The organism is Streptomyces sp. SBT349, assembly GCF_001083795.1.
Lineage (GTDB): Bacteria > Actinomycetota > Actinomycetes > Streptomycetales > Streptomycetaceae > Streptomyces.
Window position 1 is genome coordinate 67,308 of record NZ_LAVK01000001.1, and the last position, 17,851, is coordinate 85,158.

Below are 17,851 nucleotides of genomic sequence, written 5' to 3' on the forward strand. Positions count from 1 at the left end.
GTTATCTGTGGATAACTCACGACGCGGATCGGGCGATTACCGGCATCCTTCCTCGCATGACACACCACAGCGAATCCGCGGCCGACCTGGCGACCACCGAGAATCGGGTCACCCTCCGGGGGGCCGCCGATCTGGCCGACGCCCTGCCCTATCTGCTGGGTTACCACCCGGACGACTCGCTCGTCCTCGTCGCGCTGCACGGGCCGGACGGCCGCGTCGGCGGCCGTATCCGCGCCGACATCCCGCGAGACCCCGCCGCCTGGGACGAGACGGCGGATCAGATGGCCGCCCGCCTCGTCGACACCCAGGCCCTGTCCGGCCCCCGGCCCGACGCGGCGATCGTCTATGTGTGCCAGGAGCCTCCCGAGGGTGTGGAGGCCCGCGAGGTCATGGAGCGGCTGCGGCCCCTCGCCCAGCGTCTGCGCACCGCGTGCGGCGCCCTGGAGGTGCCGGTGTACGAGGCGATCTACCTGGCGGGCGACCGGTGCTGGTCCTACCTGTGCCTGGCCTCCGGCTGCTGTTCCGGCGAGGGGAAGTCCCTGCCCGAGAGCGGGACTTCGCCGATGGCGGCGGCGGCCACCTACGCGGGCATCCAGATCCGCGGCTCCCTGCGCGAGATGGGGCGGCGGCTCGATCCGCTGGGTGAGCCCATCGCCTCCTGCCAGGTCGGTGCCTTCGACGCCGTGGCGAAGGAGCTCTTCCCCCGGATGCTCGGCGGCGGTCCCGACGCCAAGGTGGTCAAGGGCGAGACGCTCCGGCTCGCGGAGCGACTCCAGAGCCGTTTCCGCAGGAGCACGCCCCCGGCCGGGGCCGGAGGGGAGGAGTCCGATGCACTGGACGACACCCTGCTCTCCTCCGACGAGGCCGCCCGTCTCGCCCTCGGCCTTCAGGACCGCGGCGCAAGGGATGTGGTCGCCGAGTGGATGGAGGGCCCGGAGGGTCCGCCGGCCCTGCGCCTGTGGCGGGCACTGTCCCGGCGCTGCATCGGGGAATTCGCCGAGTACGGCACCGCGCCGCTGACTCTCGTGGGGTGGGTTGCCTGGTCCCTGGGGGACGACGCCGAGGCCCGTGTGGCACTGGGCAGGGCACTGGAGAGAGATCCCGGTTACCTCTTCGCCAGGCTGCTTCACCAGGGCTGCAACGGAGGCACCAGCCCGGAGGCGCTGCGCCGCTTTCTGCGGGGCCAGCGGGCTGCCCGATCGCGCTGATTACGGTGATCGGGACCCCTATGATCACGACATGCCCTACGACCCCTCGGAGTTCCCGCCGTTCGCCGTCACCGTCGATCTGGTCGTGCTCACGGTCCGGCAGCACGCGTTGTGCGCACTCACCGTGCGCCGGGGCGAGGAGCCGTTCCGCGGACAGTGGGCACTCCCCGGTGGTTTTGTGCGGGCCGAGGAGGACCTGGCCTCCGCCGCCGCTCGCGAACTGGCCGAGGAGACCGGGCTGCGGGCCCAGGACGCGGACAGCCGTCCCGCCGACGCCCATCTCGAACAGCTCGCCACCTATGGCGATCCGTCCCGGGATCCCCGGATGCGGGTGGTCAGCGTCGCGCATCTCGCCCTCGCCCCCGATCTTCCGGCCCCCACCCCGGGCGGAGATGCGGGCGGCGCGCGGTGGATGCCGGTCAGTCGGCTGCTCGAGCGTCCGGACGGGGCGCCGGAGGAGGGGCTGGCCTTCGACCACGCGCGGATCCTGGGCGACGGTGTCGAGCGCGCGCGCTCGAAGATCGAATACTCCTCGCTGGCCACGGCCTTCTGTCCGGCCGAGTTCACCGTGGGAGAGCTTCGCCGGGTCTACGAGGCGGTGTGGGGCGTCGCTCTCGACCCGAGGAACTTCCATCGCAAGGTCACGGGCACCCCCGGCTTCCTGGTGCCCGTCGGGGGAACGACGACGCGTCAGGGCGGGCGTCCCGCCCAGCTCTTCAGGGCGGGCGGAGCGACGGTGCTCAATCCCCCGATGCTGCGCCCCGAGGTCTGACCTTCGATCGTTGTCGTCCGACAACACCCGCGCGTTGCCCAGAAAATCTGATATGTCCCGTTATCGTGCCAGGGTGCGCGATCAACGGGAGCAGCGATGATCCAGGCCATCGGACTCACCAGCGCGTCTCGGCGCGGCCGACCGCCAGCCGTTGACGATCTCACCTTCGAAGCCCGCCCCGGCGCCGTCACCGTGCTGCTCGGTCCCTCCGGAGCGGGGAAGTCCACCGCGCTGCGGCTGATGCTCCAGCTCACTCCGGGGCGCGGCGTGGCCCTGCTCCGGGGGCGGCCGCTGTCGCGGGTGCCGCATCCCGCGCGAGAGGTCGGCGTTCTCCTCGGCGATGTCGCCGGTCACCCGGGGCGCACCGCGCTCGGGCACCTGCGGATGCTGGCCGCCGCGGCGGGAGTGCCGGGCGGCCGCGCAGAGGACGTGCTGGAGGTGGTGGGGCTCAGCGGGCTCGCCGATCAGCGGCTCGGCCGCTTCTCGCAGGGCATGGACCGTCGCCTCGGTCTCGCCGTCGCGCTGCTCGGAGATCCGCACACCCTGGTCCTCGACGAGCCGGAGCGGGGACTCTCGCCGCGCGAGACGGCCTGGCTCCATGGGCTGCTGCACGGCTTCGCCGGGCAGGGCGGTGCCGTGCTGGTCACCGGCCGACTCCCCGAGGAGACGGCCCGGTTCGCCGATCGCGTGGTCAGCCTGGAGGCTGGGCGGCTCGTCGCGGACCAGACGGCCGAGGACTTCACCCGCACCCGGCTGCGTCCCCGCGTCGCGGTCCGCACCCCGCACGCGGACCGCCTCACCGCCGCGCTCACCCGGGAGTTCCGGGGGGCGGACCGGCCCGCGGACGAGGGCCCAGTGGAGGTGGTGCGGGAGTCGGGCAGCAGGCTCTCGGTGTTCGGCAGCTCCTGCGCGGTGGTCGGGGAGATCGCCTACCAGCAGCGGGTCGTGATCCACCAACTCGCCGACGAGGTCGGCGACTGCGGGGACCGGGCGAAGGCCGGGCCGCTGCACCGGGCCGACGGGCGTCAGGCGGAGGGTCCCGTTCCGGCGCCGATCAAGCCGCTCGTCCCGGCGGGAGCCGAGGCGGCGCTGCCCCCGCGGCTCCCGGCCCTGCCGCCCCCGGGGCCGAGCTGGCCCGTCCGCTACGAACTGCGTCGGTTGGCCGGGCTCCGCACCGCCTGGTGGCTGATGGCCGCCGCACTGCTGGCCGGTCTGGTGACCGCGCTCGCCCTCGCCCCGACGGGCCCGCGCCCCGCCGAGCGCGCGCTCACCGGTTGGGCCGAGCCGCTTCCGCTGCCGCCGGTCGCGATCGTGGCCGGAGTGCTGGGCGCGCTCGCGTTCGGACAGGAGTTCCGTTATCCGGCGCTGACGCCGTCGCGCGTGCCCGTGCCCCGGCGGCTGTCCCTGCTCACCGGCAAGCTCGTGGTCTCGGCCACCGCCGCGCTGCTGCTGTGCTGCGCCGCCGTCACCGTCAACTCCACATCGTTCACGCTCCTGTTCGGGCAGGACGTGCCGGTGGAGGGCTCCTGGGAGATCGCGCTGCTGGGCACGGCCGCGCTCTCCGTCGGCTGTGCCTGGTCCGGGTTGCTCGCCGCCGGGATCTTCCGTTCCACGCTGGTCGGGCTCGCCGCCGTGGCGGCCGTGCCCCTGGCGCTGGCGCCGGCGCTGCGGGCGCTGCTCGACGGCCGGACCGGCCCCTCCCTCGACGGACTGCCGGGCCGGGTACACGCGTTGACCTCGCTTCCGTTCCCTTCCGGAGTCGATCGTTGGTTGTCCGCAAGCGCACATCTCGCGTCCCAGCCGATCGGCTGGGCCCTGGGTCTCTCCCTGGCTGTGCTCCTGTGCGGATATGCCCTCGTCAGCCTGCGCAACGGGGTGCGCTGAGCGCCGGCGCGGGCCCGGGACGCGCGCGCCTCCCGGAGGCGTTCTGCCCCCAACACCCGCCTCCCCTGTCCGCATTGCGCAACACAAGACCATTTGCTTCCGGTTAGGCGTCAATTATGCAGGAGTCGCCGATCACCCTTTCGTGTGCTTTTCACCAAAGACCTCAAGGTGCCCACGAGGGCCGCCGACAAAGGAGGCGTGACTACCCTTGCGCACTCGATGATGACCGCCACTCGCTCCGCCGACTCCGGCCCCGCCGGACGGGGCGAGTTCGACCGCTACTCCTACGCCGAGTCCACCGGCGCCGCCCGCATCACCAACGCCCCGGCCTGGGACGGCGACTCGGACATGGGCCGCGTCGGCCGCCGGGCGGCCGGCAGCCGGGGCCGTGGCCTCCATGGCCAACTCGTTCAGCAGCTCGGGCAGATGATCGTCTCCGGCGACCTCGGCGCCGACCGCCCACTGGTCCCCGAGGAGATCGGCCAGCGTTTCGAGGTCTCCCGCACCGTCGTCCGTGAGTCCCTGCGCGTCCTCGAGGCCAAGGGTCTCGTGAGCGCCCGCCCGAACGTGGGCACGCGCGTCAGGCCCGTGGGCGACTGGAACCTGCTCGACCCCGACATCATCGAGTGGCGCGCCTTCGGCCCGCAGCGCGAGGACCAGCGTCGCGAGCTGTCCGAGCTGCGTCACACGATCGAGCCGCTGGCCGCCAGGCTCGCCGCCGTGGACACCCCCGAGGACGTGCGGCAGCGCCTCGGCGACATGGTCGACATCATGACCCACACCCTCGGTCAGGGTGACACCCTCACGTTCTCGCGCGCCGACGCCGAGTTCCACGGCCTGCTGCTCCAGGCCGCGGGGAACCGGATGCTGGAGCACCTCTCCGGCATCGTGGCCTCGGCCCTCCAGGTCTCGGGCGGAGCCGCCTCCGGCTGCGAGCACCCGACCGAGGCGTCCGTCGCCGTGCATCAGCGGATCGTGGACGCCGTCTCGGCCGGTGAGCCCGTCGCCGCCGAGACCGCGATGCGGCACCTGCTGACCGCGCCCTCCGAGCCCCAGGCCCCCGCCGGCGGACCTGCGGCGGCCGGGTCCGATCATGTGGTTCCGGCTCCGCGCGAGCACTGATACGGCGCGGACCAGGGTGTCGCCGGGGCCGGTCCGGGCAGGGCTCCGGCGACGCTTCTGCTCCGGCCCGCTACAGTCGAGCGTGCGGTGTGACTCGGGACACGCGAAAGCTGCGTAACGCTTCGGGGACCAGCGCGATGATTCAAGAGGTGGCAGCAGCGGCCGGACCAGTAGTCCGCCGCGGCTCCGCCGCAGCCGTCGGCTCACCCCGCCGTCGGTGACCGGTCCCGTCCGCTTCGGGCTGGGCCTCAAGCCGTTCCCTGAGTTTCCGAGAGGTTGTTCGTGTCGGCCAGTACTTCCCGTACTCTCCCCGCAGAGATCGCCGAGTCCGATTCTGTGATGGCGCTCATCGAACGGGGAAAGGCTGAGGGGCAGATCGCCGGCGACGACGTGCGCCGGGCCTTCGAGGCTGACCAGATCCCGGCAACTCAGTGGAAGAACGTTCTGCGCAGCCTCAACCAGATCCTCGACGAGGAGGGCGTGACGCTGATGGTGAATGCCGCCGAGGCGCCCAAGCGCACCCGGAAGACCGCCGCCGCGAAGACAACGGCCAAGCGCACCGCGACCAAGACGGTCGCGGCGAAGGCCACGCCCGCCAAACAAGCCACGGCCACGGCCCACCCGGACGATCCGCCCCCCGGCATCGAGACCGCGGAGACGGTGGCCGGTTCCCCGGTCAAGGCAGCGGCGAAGAAGCCCGTGGCCAAGAAGGCTCCGGCCAAGAAGGCTCCCGCGAAGAAGGCCACCGCCAAGAAGGCTCCGGCCAAGAAGGCGGCCACCAAGAAGTCCGCGGCCCCGGCCAAGAAGGCGGAGTCGAAGAAGGAGATCGTCGACGAGTTCCTCGAGGGCGAGGAGAACCTGGAGGAGCCCGCCGAGCGGGCCGCCAGGGGCGCCGCGCCCGCCGAGGGCCCCGAGGCGACGGGCAAGCAGGAGAACGAGGGCTTCGTTCTCTCGGACGACGACGAGGACGACGCCCCGGCGCAGCAGGTGGCGGCGGCGGGCGCCACCGCCGACCCGGTCAAGGACTACCTGAAGCAGATCGGCAAGGTCCCGCTCCTGAACGCGGAGCAGGAGGTCGAGCTCGCCAAGCGCATCGAGGCGGGCCTCTTCGCCGAGGACAAGCTGGCCAGCTCCGACAAGATCGCCCCCAAGCTCAGGCGCGAGCTGGAGGTCATCTCCGAGGACGGCCGCCGCGCGAAGAACCACCTGCTGGAGGCCAACCTCCGCCTGGTGGTCTCCCTCGCCAAGCGCTACACCGGCCGCGGCATGCTGTTCCTCGACCTGATCCAGGAGGGGAACCTGGGCCTGATCAGGGCGGTCGAGAAGTTCGACTACACCAAGGGCTACAAGTTCTCCACCTATGCGACCTGGTGGATCCGCCAGGCGATCACCCGGGCCATGGCCGACCAGGCGCGCACGATCCGCATCCCGGTGCACATGGTCGAGGTGATCAACAAGCTCGCGCGCGTCCAGCGCCAGATGCTCCAGGACCTGGGCCGCGAGCCGACTCCGGAGGAGCTGGCCAAGGAGCTCGACATGACACCCGAGAAGGTCGTCGAGGTCCAGAAGTACGGCCGTGAGCCGATCTCGCTGCACACCCCGCTCGGCGAGGACGGCGACAGCGAGTTCGGTGACCTCATCGAGGACTCCGAGGCCGTGGTTCCCGCCGACGCCGTCAGCTTCACGCTGCTCCAGGAGCAGCTGCACTCCGTGCTCGACACCCTGAGCGAGCGCGAGGCCGGCGTGGTCTCCATGCGGTTCGGTCTCACCGACGGCCAGCCCAAGACGCTGGACGAGATCGGCAAGGTCTACGGCGTGACACGCGAGCGGATCCGCCAGATCGAGTCCAAGACCATGTCCAAGCTCCGCCACCCCTCCCGGTCGCAGGTTCTCCGCGACTACCTGGACTGAGGCACATCCGGGCTGAGGAACGCCGCGGGCCCCCGGGCACCGCGCACAGGCGACGGCCGCGGGCGCTCTCCGGATGCGCACCGCGGCCGTCGCCATGACGCTGGGTGGTGAGACGACCCCGTACGGTCTGGAGCCCTCATGCGTCGCCCGTCCCGGCCGCTGTTCACAGCCCTGCTGCTCGTGCTCCCCGCGGCCCTGCCGCCGACGTACTCCCTCGCGGCCGGGGCGGCGGTCGTCGGCGGCGATCCGGCGCGGGTCGCCGACCATCCGTGGGCGGTGGCCCTGGGCAGCCGTGAGCTCTTCGGGCCCGAGCGGGCCGGGCAGTTCTGCGGCGGGGCGGTGGTCGGCCCACGCACCGTGGTCACGGCCGCTCACTGTCTGCGCCGTCCGGTGGGCGGCACCACCCCGGAGCGGGCCGCCGACCTGGCGGTGATCGCCGGACGCGACGAGCTCTCGGGCCCCGGAGGGCGGGAGGTGCCGGTGGTGGCGGTGCGGGTCAGCTCCGGCTATGACCAGCGGACGCACGCGGGGGATCTGGCGCTGCTGACGCTCGCCGCCGAGCTTCCCCCGGAAGACGTCATCCGTCCGGTGTCCGATGCTGACGATCCGGTCTACGCGCCGGGAACACCCGCCCGCGTCTTCGGCTGGGGGGACACCGGTGACGGCGCGTATGCGCGGGGGCTGAGGGCGGCGGGGGTGCGGCTGATGGACGCGGCCGCCTGTGAGCGCGCCTACGCGGGCGCCGAGAGTGCCCCCTTCGACGCCCGCTGGATGGTGTGCGCGGCCGCTCCCGAGGGCGGCAGGGACGCCTGCCAGGGGGACAGCGGTGGCCCGCTGGTGGCGCGAGGACGGCTGGTGGGCCTGGTCTCCTGGGGCGCGGGCTGCGGGGAACCGGGGCGCCCCGGCGTCTACACGCACGGGGCCGCGGTCGCCGAGCTGCTGGGCGACCAGGGGGATCAGGCGGATCAGGGGGGTCGAGCGGACCGGCCCGATCACGAAGAGCACGTCGGTCCCGGCTGGCATGTCGCCCCGGTGGGCCGGGCGGGCCGGGCCCGGTCGGGCGCCGGCCTGTTCCGACAAGGCCGCGGGCGGTCACCCGGGGTGGCGTGGAGGTGACCGCCCGACGTCCGGCGTGGGCGGCCGGACGGAGCCCGTCGGAGTCGAGACGCGAGACGTCAGATCATCGTTCCTCGTCGTTGGCGGACGCGGGAGTAGCCGTCAGCTTCTCCGTCTCGTCCTGTATCTCGGCGGCGATCTTCTTGAGCTCCGGCTCGAACTTGCGGCCGTGGTGGGCGCAGAACAGCAGCTCTCCGCCACTGATGAGGACCACGCGGAGGTACGCCTGGGCACCACAGCGATCGCAGCGGTCCCCAGCCGTCAGCGGGGTCGCGGGGGTCAGAACAGTAGTCACGTCGCCTCTTCTCTAGCTCGACGAGCTGTCGTACCAGGGACAACATCCAACCAGGCCGAGAACGTTCCCGCTCGCGGCTTCTCGTTTGGAAAAAATCTTCCGAGATGGGCCGAACGCTGCCGGTTGGCGGCGAATGAGCCGTATTGCGGTAGATGTTTCGTGTAAGCGTTGTCTGGTGCTTCTTATTCCGGCTACTTCCGTGTACCCGGCCACGCCTCCTTCGTTCAGGAGGACGTGCCCGGAGCCTAAATGGTTCATGCCTCGAAGGGAACGTGAGCTTGGCGTCACCCGCCCGAGTTATCGAACGCATGAGCGACTCTCGGCTACCCTGATACTTCTCGGGTAGCTGCACAACCGCTCTACAGGGCCTCGGTACCCTCTGAGCGGCACTCCGCCACCCGTCAGGATTCAGCGAGGAGCGAACTGCGTGACCGCCGACACGTCCGTGCCATCAACCGCACTGCTGACCGGATCAGATCCGGGAGGCAACTACACCGCGCGGCACCTGCTGGTTCTGGAGGGCCTCGAGGCGGTGCGCAAGCGCCCCGGCATGTACATCGGGTCGACGGACAGCCGCGGGCTGATGCACTGCCTGTGGGAGATCATCGACAACTCCGTGGACGAGGCGCTCGGGGGGCACTGCGACCGCATCGAGGTGTTCCTGCACGAGGACGGCTCGGTCGAGGTCAGGGACAACGGGCGCGGCATCCCGGTCGACGTGGAGCCCAAGACGGGGCTGTCGGGCGTGGAGGTCGTCATGACGAAACTGCACGCCGGCGGGAAGTTCGGCGGGGGCTCCTACGCGGCCTCCGGCGGCCTGCACGGCGTGGGCGCCTCCGTGGTGAACGCGCTCTCAGCCCGTCTGGACGTCGAGGTGGACCGCGGCGGCCGGACGCACACCATCAGCTTCCGGCGCGGCACCCCGGGCATCTTCACCGACTGGGGTCCGGACGCCCCGTTCGACCCCACCAGCGGCCTGCTCAAGGGGAAGAAGATCCCCAAGACGCGCATCGGCACCCGCGTGCGGTACTGGGCGGACCGGCAGATCTTCCTGAAGGACGCCAGGCTCTCCCTGGAGAACCTGCACGCCAGGGCCCGCCAGACGGCGTTCCTCGTGCCGGGGCTGACCATCACCGTGCGTGACGAGCGGCGGGTGGACGGCGCCGAGCCGACCGAGGAGGTCTTCCGTTTCGACGGGGGCATCAGCGAGTTCTGCGAGTACCTGGCGTCCGACAAGCCGGTCTGCGACGTGCTGCGGCTGACCGGCCAGGGCTCGTTCAAGGAGACCGTGCCGGTCCTGGACGACCGCGGCCACATGATTCCCACCGAGGTCAAGCGCGACCTCGAGGTGGACATCGCGATGCGCTGGGGCACCGGGTACGAGACGACGCTGAAGTCGTTCGTCAACATCATCGCCACCCCCAAGGGCGGCACCCACGTGACCGGGTTCGAGCGCGCGCTGCGGACCACCGTCAACGACGTGCTGCGCGCCACCAAGCTCCTGCGCGTGGCCGAGGACGACATCATCAAGGACGACGCGCTGGAGGGCCTCACGGCCGTCGTGACCGTCCGGCTGGCCGAGCCCCAGTTCGAGGGGCAGACCAAGGAGGTGCTCGGCACCTCGGCGGCGGCCAGGATCGTGTCCACGGTGGTGGCCAAGGAGCTCAAGGAGGTCCTGACCTCGACCAAGCGCGACGCCAAGCAGCAGGTCCGTGCCGTCCTGGACAAGATCGTGGCGGCGGCGCGCACCCGCATCGCGGCCCGGCAGCACAAGGAGGCCCAGCGCCGCAAGACGGCCCTGGAGTCCTCGTCGCTGCCCGCGAAGCTCGCCGACTGCCGCAGCGACGAGGTGGACCGCAGCGAGCTGTTCATCGTGGAGGGCGACAGCGCGCTGGGCACGGCCAAGCTCGCCCGGAACTCGGAGTTCCAGGCGCTGCTGCCGATCCGAGGCAAGATCCTCAACGTGCAGAAGTCCTCGGTCTCGGACATGCTCAAGAACGCCGAGTGCGGCGCCATCATCCAGGTGATAGGAGCCGGGTCGGGGAGGACGTTCGACATCGACCAGGCGCGTTACGGCCGGGTGATCTTCCTCGCCGACGCCGATGTCGACGGCGCGCACATCCGCTGCCTGCTGCTGACCCTCTTCCAGCGCTACATGCGGCCGATGGTCGAGCAGGGGCGGGTGTTCTCGGCCGTGCCGCCGCTGCACCGCATCGAGCTGAGCAACCCCAAGCGCGGCCAGGACAAGTACGTGTACACCTACTCCGACCAGGAGCTGCGGGACACGCTGCGGGCCCTGGACCGCAGAAAGGTCCGCCACAAGGAGTCGATCCAGCGCTACAAGGGCCTGGGCGAGATGGACGCCGACCAGCTCGCGGAGACCACCATGGACCCGCGCAAGCGCACGCTCCGCCGGATCAACATCAGCGATCTGGAGGCGGCGGAGGAGGCGTTCAGCCTGCTCATGGGGAACGAGGTCGCGCCCCGGCGCGAGTTCATCGCCAGCTCGGCGGCGACGCTGGACCGCTCCCGCATCGACACCTGAGACCCGGGACGGCTACCCCGCCGGCCCGGTCCGCCCGTTCCGCCCGGTCCCCGCGATCCGTTCGACGCTGGCTGCGTTCATCCGGGAGACGGGGCCCGGGGCCGCGTCGCACGAGGCGGGGGCCCGCTCCCCGGTGGTCTCCTCGGTGACGGCCACCCGCCAGCGGCGGCCGTCGCGGTGGGCGACGGTGACCGTCCAGGCGGGAGTGGTGCCCGCGGTGACCGCGGTCAGGTCGTCGGCGCCGCTCTCGCCGGTGAGCGCGCGCACCGCGAGCTCGGCGGCCTGCCCCGGGCGGTCCCAGGTGGAACGGCCGCGGCAGCCGTCGGTGCTCACGCGGCCCTCGGCGAGCGCGGTCACCACCGACTTGACGGCGACCGGCGTCATCCGGCCGTAGGCGTAGCCGTGCGGCAGGGTGAGGAGGGTGGGGGAGAAGCGGTGGCCGCCGAGATGGGTGATCTCCCAGACGTCGGCGCCCCCCGCCGCGGTGAGCTCGGCGGCCAGCGGGCGGCCCAGGAGGGCGCAGCACCGGTCGCGGGTGCCGTTGGTGCAGACGAGGGTGAGGGGCGGGCCGGAGTGGGGCTCCCACAGGCCGTCGTGGTGGCCCGCGCCGAGGCGGGCGAAGTCGAGGGCGGGCAGCGCGAGGGGGTCGGCGTCCGCGGTGGTGCGGATCCAGGCGTTGCCGGGAGCGGTGTGGGCCACGAAGACCCGGCGGCCGGCCGGGGCGCGGCCGGGGCGGCGGATGAGGGCGGCCCGCACGCCGGTGGAGTCCGTCGCCGCGGTCAGGGCCCGGCCGACGGCCCGGTCCAGACGGCTCTCGACCAGGGCCTTGGCGCCCCAGGGCCCCGGCTGCTCGATCAGCAGCCAGGTGGCGGCGAGGGCGGCCGTGCCGGCGAGGGGCTCGGAGCCCGCGAGGGAAGCGATCGTGCAGACGCTCACATAGGTAAGGCTAACCTCTGCTTGCGGCGCCGACCCTGCCGTTCCGGTGGTTGACCTATGCACGCAATTTGCTTGCAGTGCTTGCGTTATTCTTGCGGTCATGACGCGACGACTTGCCCAGGTGGCACAGAAGGTGGGCGTGAGCGAGGCCACGGTCAGCCGGGTCCTCAACGGTAAGCCGGGGGTCTCCGAGGCCACACGGCAGGCCGTGCTCACCGCGCTGGACGTGCTGGGGTACGAGCGGCCGACCCAGCTGCGCGGGGAGCGCGGCAGGCTCGTCGGCCTGGTCCTTCCCGAGCTCCAGAACCCGATCTTCCCCGCCTTCGCCGAGGTGCTCGGCGGCGTGCTGGCGCAGCGCGGCCTCGTCCCGGTGCTCTGCACGCAGACGCCGGGCGGCATCCAGGAGACGGACTATGTCGATCTCCTGCTCCAGCAGCAGGTGTCGGGCGTGGTGTTCGCCGGCGGCCTGTACGCGCAGGCGGACGCCTCCCACGAGCACTACCGGCTGCTCGCCGAGCGCCGGCTGCCCGTGGTGCTGATCAACGCCTCGGTGCCCGGACTCGGGTTCCCGCAGGTCTCCTGCGACGACGCGGTGGCGGTGGAGCAGGCGTGGCGCCACCTGGTCTCGCTCGGGCACGAGCGGATCGGCCTGGTGCTGGGGCCGAGCGACCACATCCCCTCCCACCGCAAGCTCGCCGCCGCGAAGGCCGCGGCGCAGGCGAGCGGCGGGGAGCTGCCGGACGAGCGGGTGGCCCGCGCCATGTACACGCTTGAGGGAGGTCAGGCGGCCACCTCCACGCTGCTCGACCGCGGCGTGACGGGCGTGATCTGCGCCAGCGACGTGATCGCCCTGGGCGCGGTGCGGGCGGCCAGGCGGCGCGGGCTCGCGGTGCCCGACGACCTGTCGGTGGTCGGCTTCGACGACTCCTCCCTGATGCCGTGCACCTCTCCTCCGCTGAGCACGGTGCGCCAGCCGATCGAGGCGATCGGCCGCGCCGCGGTCGAGGTGCTGGTGGCGCAGTTCGGGGGGAGGGACGTCTCCCGCGACGAACTCCTGTTCGAACCTGAGCTCGTCGTGCGCGAGTCCACCGGCCCCGCTCCCCGCAGGGGCGGCGCGTAGCAGTCAACTTTTTGCAACTTCTGCTCAGTATATTGCGCGCTGCTGGCATCGGTGGTTGAGTGTGCGCACTTCCCGGCCATGCTCACAAAGGGGTCACCGATGTCACCCAGCGCCTACCGGCATGCGCGGACCGCTGTCGCGACCGCCGCCGTCCTCGCCGTCACGTTGTCCGCCTGCTCCTCGGACGACGAGGGCGGAAGTGAGGACGGCAGAGTCGAACTGAATATCAACGGGATGCCACCGAACACCGACGCGCTGGAGCTCGAGGTGTTCAACACGGAGGTGGCGTTGTTCGAGGAGGCGCACCCGGAGATCGACATCGTCCCGCACGAGGGCTTCATGGAGCCGGAGACGTTCAACACCAGGATCGCCGGTGGCGAACTGGAGGACGTCTTCTATGTCTACTTCACGGACCCGGCCCGCCTGATCGAGCAGGGCTACGCCGCCGACATCACCGACTTCCTGTCCGCCCACCCCGAGTTCGAGGAGATACGCCCCGAACTGCACGAGGTGTTCCAGGACGCGGAGGGCCGCCAGTTCGGCATCCCGACCGCCAACTACTCGATGGGGCTGCTCTACAACCGCGATCTGTTCGAGGAGGCCGGGCTCGACCCCGACACCCCGCCCACCACCTGGGAAGAGGTGCGCGAGGCATCGGACGCGATCGCCGGGCTGGGCGGCGGCGTGGTCGGCTATGGCGAGTGCACCACGGAGAACACCGGCGGCTGGCACCTGACCAGCGAGATCTACTCCAAGGGCGGCCAGGTCGCCGAGCAGGACGGCGAGGAGTGGCAGGCGGCGTTCAACACCCCCGAGACGGTGGAGCTGCTGGAGAACCTCCAGGCCATGCGCTGGGAGGACGACTCCATGGGCAGCGAGCAGCTGCGCACCTGCGAGGACCTGATGATCCAGATGGGTGCGGGCCAGCTCGGCATGTATGTGGCGGCGCCCGACAACATCCCCACGATCGTCCGTCAGTACGAGGGGACCTACGAGAACCTGGGCCTGGCCTCCATCCCCGACGGCCAGGGCACGCTGATCGGCGGCGAGGGCTACATGATCAACGCCAACGCCTCCGACGAGCAGATCGAGGCCGCCCTCACCTGGCTCCAGTGGCGCTTCGTCAACGCCGACGAGATCGAGCGGCGCATCCAGGACTACCTGGGGAAGGACCTCCCCGTCGGCCTGCCGATGCCCCCCACCCCCGACATCTGGGCGGACGGCGCCACCCGTGAGGCCGTCGAGGCCCTGAAGGCCGAGCACGCCAACGTCCCGGTGGGCAATGTCCAGCCGTTCATGGACGGCGCCACCTCGATCCCGGGCCGGATCGAGCCGCCCCGGGCCCAGGAGGTCTACGCCCTGCTGGACAACGTCGTGCAGGGGGTGCTGACCGAGCAGGACGCCGACATCCAGGGGCTGCTCGACCAGGCCGAGGACGCCGTCAACCGGATGTACGGCACGGCCTGACATGACCGCGCCCGCTTCCGTGACCAAGCGTCACGGGCCCGACAGCCGGCGCCGCGGCCCTCAGCGGCGGCGCCGGCTCGCGGAGAACGCCACCGCGTACGGCTTCCTGTGCGCCGCCCTCATCGTCTTCGCGCTCTTCGCCTGGTACCCGGTCATCCGCAGTGTGATCCTCAGCTTCCAGGAGGTGAACTTCGTCCGCGGGTCCAGCTGGGTCGGCCTGGAGAATTTCCAGTACGTCTTCGAGGACCCGCTGTTCGCCACCGCCTGGCGCAACAGCGCGCTGTTCACCCTCTACGCGCTGGTGCTCGGCTTCGGTGTCCCGTTCGTCACCGCCGTGCTCATCAACGAATTCCGGCATGCCCGCGCCTATTTCCGCGTTCTCGTCTACCTCCCGGTGATGCTCCCGCCGGTGGTCGTGGCGCTGATGTGGCGCTGGTTCTATCTGCCGGAGGGCGGGCTCATCAACGAGGTCCTCGGCGCCGCCCACCTGCCGACCTCCGAGTGGCTCAACTCCTCGGACACCTCGCTGATCGCGCTGGTGATCGTCTCCACCTGGGCCAATATGGGCACCGCCACACTCATCTATCTGGCGGCCCTCCAGACCATCCCCGGTGAGCTGTACGAATCCGCGGAGCTCGACGGGGCGAACGTGTGGCGGAGGCTGTGGCATGTGACCGTCCCGCAGACGCGCTTCGTGATCCTGATGCTGCTGCTGTTGCAGATCGTGGCGACGATGCAGGTGTTCACCGAGCCCTTCGTCATGACCGGTGGCGGTCCGCAGGATTCCACGGTCACGGTGATGCTCCTGGTCTACCGCTATGCGTTCGTCTACAACAATTTCGGCGCGGCAAGCGCGATGAGCCTGCTCCTTCTTCTCGTGCTCGCCGTCTTCTCCGCCGCCTATCTGCGGGTCACCCGCAGCCAGCAGAGCTGAGAGGAGATCCTGGTGCGTACCCTGGTTCGCCCCGCGGTTCTGAAGACACCGCGCGGCCGGCTCGTGTACTGGTCCATGCTGGCCGTCGCGCTGCTGGCGTTCACCGTGGCCTTCGTCATCCCGCTGTACTGGATGACGACGGGCGGCATGAAGAGCTCCCCCGAGCTGGCCCGCACTCCACCCACCTACATTCCGGAGGAGTGGCATCCGGGCAATTACACCGACGCCTGGGACGAGCTGGACCTGGCCAAGTACTTCGGCAACACCCTGGTCCTGATCGGCGGCGCCTGGCTCCTCAGCCTCGCCATCCAGCTGCCCGCGGCCTACGCCCTGTCCAAGCTCAGGCCCCGCTTCGGGAACCTCATTCTCGGGCTGATGCTCGTCACCCTGATGGTGCCCGCCACGGTGCTGCTGATCCCGACCTATCTCACCGTCTCGGACGTGCCGCTGCTCGGAATCAACCTGATCAACGAACCGGCCGCGGTATGGCTGCCGGCGGCGGCCAACGCGTTCAACATCTACGTCCTGAAGAATTTCTTCGACCAGATACCCGACGATCTCCTGGACGCCGCCAGAATCGACGGCGCGGGGCCGTTGACCGCCATGTGGCGCATCACGCTGCCCCTGTCCCGGCCCATCATCGCCGTGGTGTCGATCCTCTCGATCACCGCACTCTGGCGCGATTTCCTGTGGCCGCTCGTTGTTCTCCCGGATCCGGCCAAGCAGCCCATCACCGTCTATCTCCAGCGGATCGCCGACACGACCTCGCTCAACCTGCTGATCGCGGGTCTGGTCCTGGCCAGCATTCCGCTGGTGGTGATCTTCCTGATATTCCAGCGCCATATTCTCGCCGGCCTCACCGCGGGCAGCCTCAAAGGCTGATCACCCCACAGCCCTGTTCACCGAAAGGACGGCCCGTGCCGCACAACCCCTCCGCATGGTGGCGGACCGCTGCCATCTACCAGGTCTATGTCCGCAGCTTCGCCGACGGCGACGGAGACGGCACCGGTGACCTCGCCGGCGTCCGCGCCCGGCTGCCGTACCTGGCCTCACTCGGGGTCGAGGCGCTGTGGTTCACACCCTGGTACGTCTCCCCGCTCGCCGACGGCGGGTACGACGTGACGGACTACCGCGCCATCGACCCGGCGTTCGGCACCCTGGACGAGGCGGAGAAGCTGATCTCCGAGGCGCGCCAGCTCGGTCTGCGGACCATCGTCGACGTCGTCCCCAACCATGTCTCGGACGAGCACCCGTGGTTCCGCGAGGCGCTCGCCGCACTGCCGGGCAGCCCGGAGCGCGACCTCTTCCACTTCCGCCCCGGCCGCGGTCCCCGCGGCGACGAGCCGCCCAACGCCTGGCGCTCGGAGTTCGGCGGCCCGGCGTGGAGCCGGACCAAGGCCGAGGACGGCAGCCCGGGGGAGTGGTACCTCCACCTCTTCGCGCCGGGACAGCCGGACCTCAACTGGTCCCACCCGCGCGTCCGCGAGGAGCACGAGGACATCCTCCGCTTCTGGTTCGACCGCGGCGCCGCCGGGATCCGCATCGACTCCGCCGCCCTGCTCGCCAAGGACCCGGACCTGCCGGACTTCGATCCGGCCCGCGACCCCCACCCCTATGTGGACCGCGACGAGCTGCACGACATCTACCGCTCCTGGCGGGCCGTCGCCGACCGGTACGACGGCGTGCTGATCGGCGAGCTGTGGCTGCCCGACGTCGAGCGCTTCGCCCGGTACCTGCGCTCCGACGAGCTGCACACCGCGTTCAACTTCGACTTCCTCTCCTGCCCCTGGGAGCCGGAGCGGCTGCGCGACTCCGTCAACTCCACGCTGGCCGCCCACTCCGGCGTCGGGGCGCCCGCCACCTGGGTGCTGTGCAACCACGACGTCACCCGCACGGTCACCCGGTACGGCCGCGAGGAGACCGGGTTCGCCTTCGCGGCCAAGCGCTTCGACACCCCCACCGACCTGGAGCTCGGCACCCGCAGGGCCCGCGCCGCCGCCCTCCTGAGCCTCGCCCTGCCCGGCGCGGTCTACCTGTACCAGGGCGAGGAACTCGGCCTGCCCGAGGCGGACATCCCGCGGGACCGCATCGCCGACCCCATGCACTCCAGGTCGGGCGGCGTCGACCCGGGCCGCGACGGCTGCCGCGTTCCGCTGCCCTGGGAGGGGACCGAACCGCCCTACGGCTTCGGCGGCGCCGACCCCTGGCTGCCCCAGCCAGGGGACTGGGCGCCCTACACCGCCGCACGGCAGGAGGCCGACCCGGACTCCATGCTCGCCCTCTACCGCACCGCCCTGCGGCTGCGGCGCGGCTGGAGCGCGGCCCCCGGCGCGGAGGAGCTGACCTGGCTGGACGCCCAGCCGGGCCTGCTCGCCTTCGCCCGCGGCGACGGGCTGATCTGTGCCGTCAACCTGGCGGCGGAGCCTGCCCGGCTCCCCGCCCACACAGCCGTCCTGCTCAGCAGTGGCCCCCTGGACGACGCGGGCCTGCTGCCGCCGGACACGGCCGCCTGGCTGCGGGGCTGACCCGTCGCGGCCGGGG

At 71.2% G+C, this 17,851-nt stretch carries 14 protein-coding genes; 12 read left to right on the forward strand and 2 right to left on the reverse strand.

Going from position 1 to position 17,851, the window contains the following annotated elements; all coding sequences use genetic code 11:
• Positions 1–56: 56 nt before the first annotated feature.
• The 6 genes from ADY01_RS00255 to ADY01_RS00280 all read left to right on the forward strand — a co-directional run bounded on the left by ADY01_RS00255 (position 57) and on the right by ADY01_RS00280 (position 8,013).
• Positions 57–1,208 carry a DUF4192 domain-containing protein gene (locus ADY01_RS00255; RefSeq protein WP_053170391.1) on the forward strand — a complete coding sequence of 384 codons (1,152 nt, stop codon included), beginning with the start codon at positions 57–59 and terminating at the stop codon, positions 1,206–1,208.
• Between the two features lie 31 nt (positions 1,209–1,239).
• A complete protein-coding gene (locus tag ADY01_RS00260; protein ID WP_049563833.1) occupies positions 1,240–1,980 on the forward strand; it encodes an NUDIX hydrolase in 741 nt (246 codons plus the stop codon).
• A 96-nt stretch (positions 1,981–2,076) separates the two neighbouring features.
• The gene (locus ADY01_RS00265) at positions 2,077–3,864 is read left to right on the forward strand and encodes an ATP-binding cassette domain-containing protein (protein WP_049563834.1); all 1,788 of its coding nucleotides are present in this window, start codon (positions 2,077–2,079) and stop codon (positions 3,862–3,864) included.
• 144 nt (positions 3,865–4,008) lie between these two features.
• A complete protein-coding gene (locus ADY01_RS00270; RefSeq protein WP_078899878.1) occupies positions 4,009–4,986 on the forward strand; it encodes a FadR/GntR family transcriptional regulator in 978 nt (325 codons plus the stop codon).
• 276 nt (positions 4,987–5,262) lie between these two features.
• Complete coding sequence (locus ADY01_RS00275; protein ID WP_078899879.1) at positions 5,263–6,897, forward strand: RNA polymerase sigma factor; 1,635 nt, start codon at positions 5,263–5,265, stop codon at positions 6,895–6,897.
• A 138-nt stretch (positions 6,898–7,035) separates the two neighbouring features.
• Positions 7,036–8,013, forward strand: a complete 978-nt coding sequence (locus ADY01_RS00280; protein ID WP_063784072.1) for a S1 family serine peptidase — start codon at positions 7,036–7,038, stop codon at positions 8,011–8,013.
• A gap of 64 nt (positions 8,014–8,077) precedes the next feature.
• Here the strand turns inward: ADY01_RS00280 and ADY01_RS00285 are convergent, their stop codons facing one another.
• The gene (locus ADY01_RS00285; protein ID WP_049563841.1) at positions 8,078–8,308 is read right to left on the reverse strand and encodes a DUF7455 domain-containing protein; all 231 of its coding nucleotides are present in this window, start codon (positions 8,306–8,308) and stop codon (positions 8,078–8,080) included.
• Positions 8,309–8,735: 427 nt separating this feature from the next.
• Here ADY01_RS00285 and ADY01_RS00290 point away from each other — a divergent pair, with 427 nt between their 5' ends.
• Positions 8,736–10,853 (forward strand): DNA gyrase/topoisomerase IV subunit B, encoded by a 2,118-nt coding sequence (locus ADY01_RS00290; protein ID WP_049563843.1) that lies wholly within the window; start codon positions 8,736–8,738, stop codon positions 10,851–10,853.
• A gap of 12 nt (positions 10,854–10,865) precedes the next feature.
• Here the strand turns inward: ADY01_RS00290 and ADY01_RS00295 are convergent, their stop codons facing one another.
• Positions 10,866–11,789, reverse strand: coding sequence for a sucrase ferredoxin (locus ADY01_RS00295; protein WP_049563845.1), 924 nt, complete (start codon positions 11,787–11,789; stop codon positions 10,866–10,868).
• Positions 11,790–11,889: 100 nt separating this feature from the next.
• On the opposite strand from ADY01_RS00295, the gene ADY01_RS00300 reads away from it, so the two are divergent.
• From ADY01_RS00300 to ADY01_RS00320, 5 genes are all read left to right on the forward strand, one after another.
• Positions 11,890–12,909, forward strand: a complete 1,020-nt coding sequence (locus ADY01_RS00300) for a LacI family DNA-binding transcriptional regulator (RefSeq protein ID WP_078899880.1) — start codon at positions 11,890–11,892, stop codon at positions 12,907–12,909.
• 99 nt (positions 12,910–13,008) lie between these two features.
• On the forward strand, positions 13,009–14,376 hold the full coding sequence (locus tag ADY01_RS00305) for an ABC transporter substrate-binding protein (protein WP_049563849.1): 1,368 nt from the start codon (positions 13,009–13,011) through the stop codon (positions 14,374–14,376).
• Position 14,377: 1 nt separating this feature from the next.
• On the forward strand, positions 14,378–15,310 hold the full coding sequence (locus ADY01_RS00310; RefSeq protein ID WP_049563851.1) for a carbohydrate ABC transporter permease: 933 nt from the start codon (positions 14,378–14,380) through the stop codon (positions 15,308–15,310).
• Between the two features lie 12 nt (positions 15,311–15,322).
• A complete protein-coding gene (locus ADY01_RS00315; protein ID WP_049563853.1) occupies positions 15,323–16,192 on the forward strand; it encodes a carbohydrate ABC transporter permease in 870 nt (289 codons plus the stop codon).
• 35 nt (positions 16,193–16,227) lie between these two features.
• A complete protein-coding gene (locus tag ADY01_RS00320) occupies positions 16,228–17,835 on the forward strand; it encodes a glycoside hydrolase family 13 protein (protein ID WP_049563855.1) in 1,608 nt (535 codons plus the stop codon).
• Positions 17,836–17,851: the final 16 nt, after the last annotated feature.

Coding starts and splice junctions, on each gene's coding strand:
- ADY01_RS00255 (WP_053170391.1), top strand. CDS start 57: ATGACACACCACAGCGAATCCGCGGCCGACCTGGCGACCACCGAGAAT.
- ADY01_RS00260 (WP_049563833.1), top strand. CDS start 1,240: ATGCCCTACGACCCCTCGGAGTTCCCGCCGTTCGCCGTCACCGTCGAT.
- ADY01_RS00265 (WP_049563834.1), top strand. CDS start 2,077: ATGATCCAGGCCATCGGACTCACCAGCGCGTCTCGGCGCGGCCGACCG.
- ADY01_RS00280 (WP_063784072.1), top strand. CDS start 7,036: ATGCGTCGCCCGTCCCGGCCGCTGTTCACAGCCCTGCTGCTCGTGCTC.
- ADY01_RS00300 (WP_078899880.1), top strand. CDS start 11,890: ATGACGCGACGACTTGCCCAGGTGGCACAGAAGGTGGGCGTGAGCGAG.
- ADY01_RS00305 (WP_049563849.1), top strand. CDS start 13,009: ATGTCACCCAGCGCCTACCGGCATGCGCGGACCGCTGTCGCGACCGCC.
- ADY01_RS00310 (WP_049563851.1), top strand. CDS start 14,378: ATGACCGCGCCCGCTTCCGTGACCAAGCGTCACGGGCCCGACAGCCGG.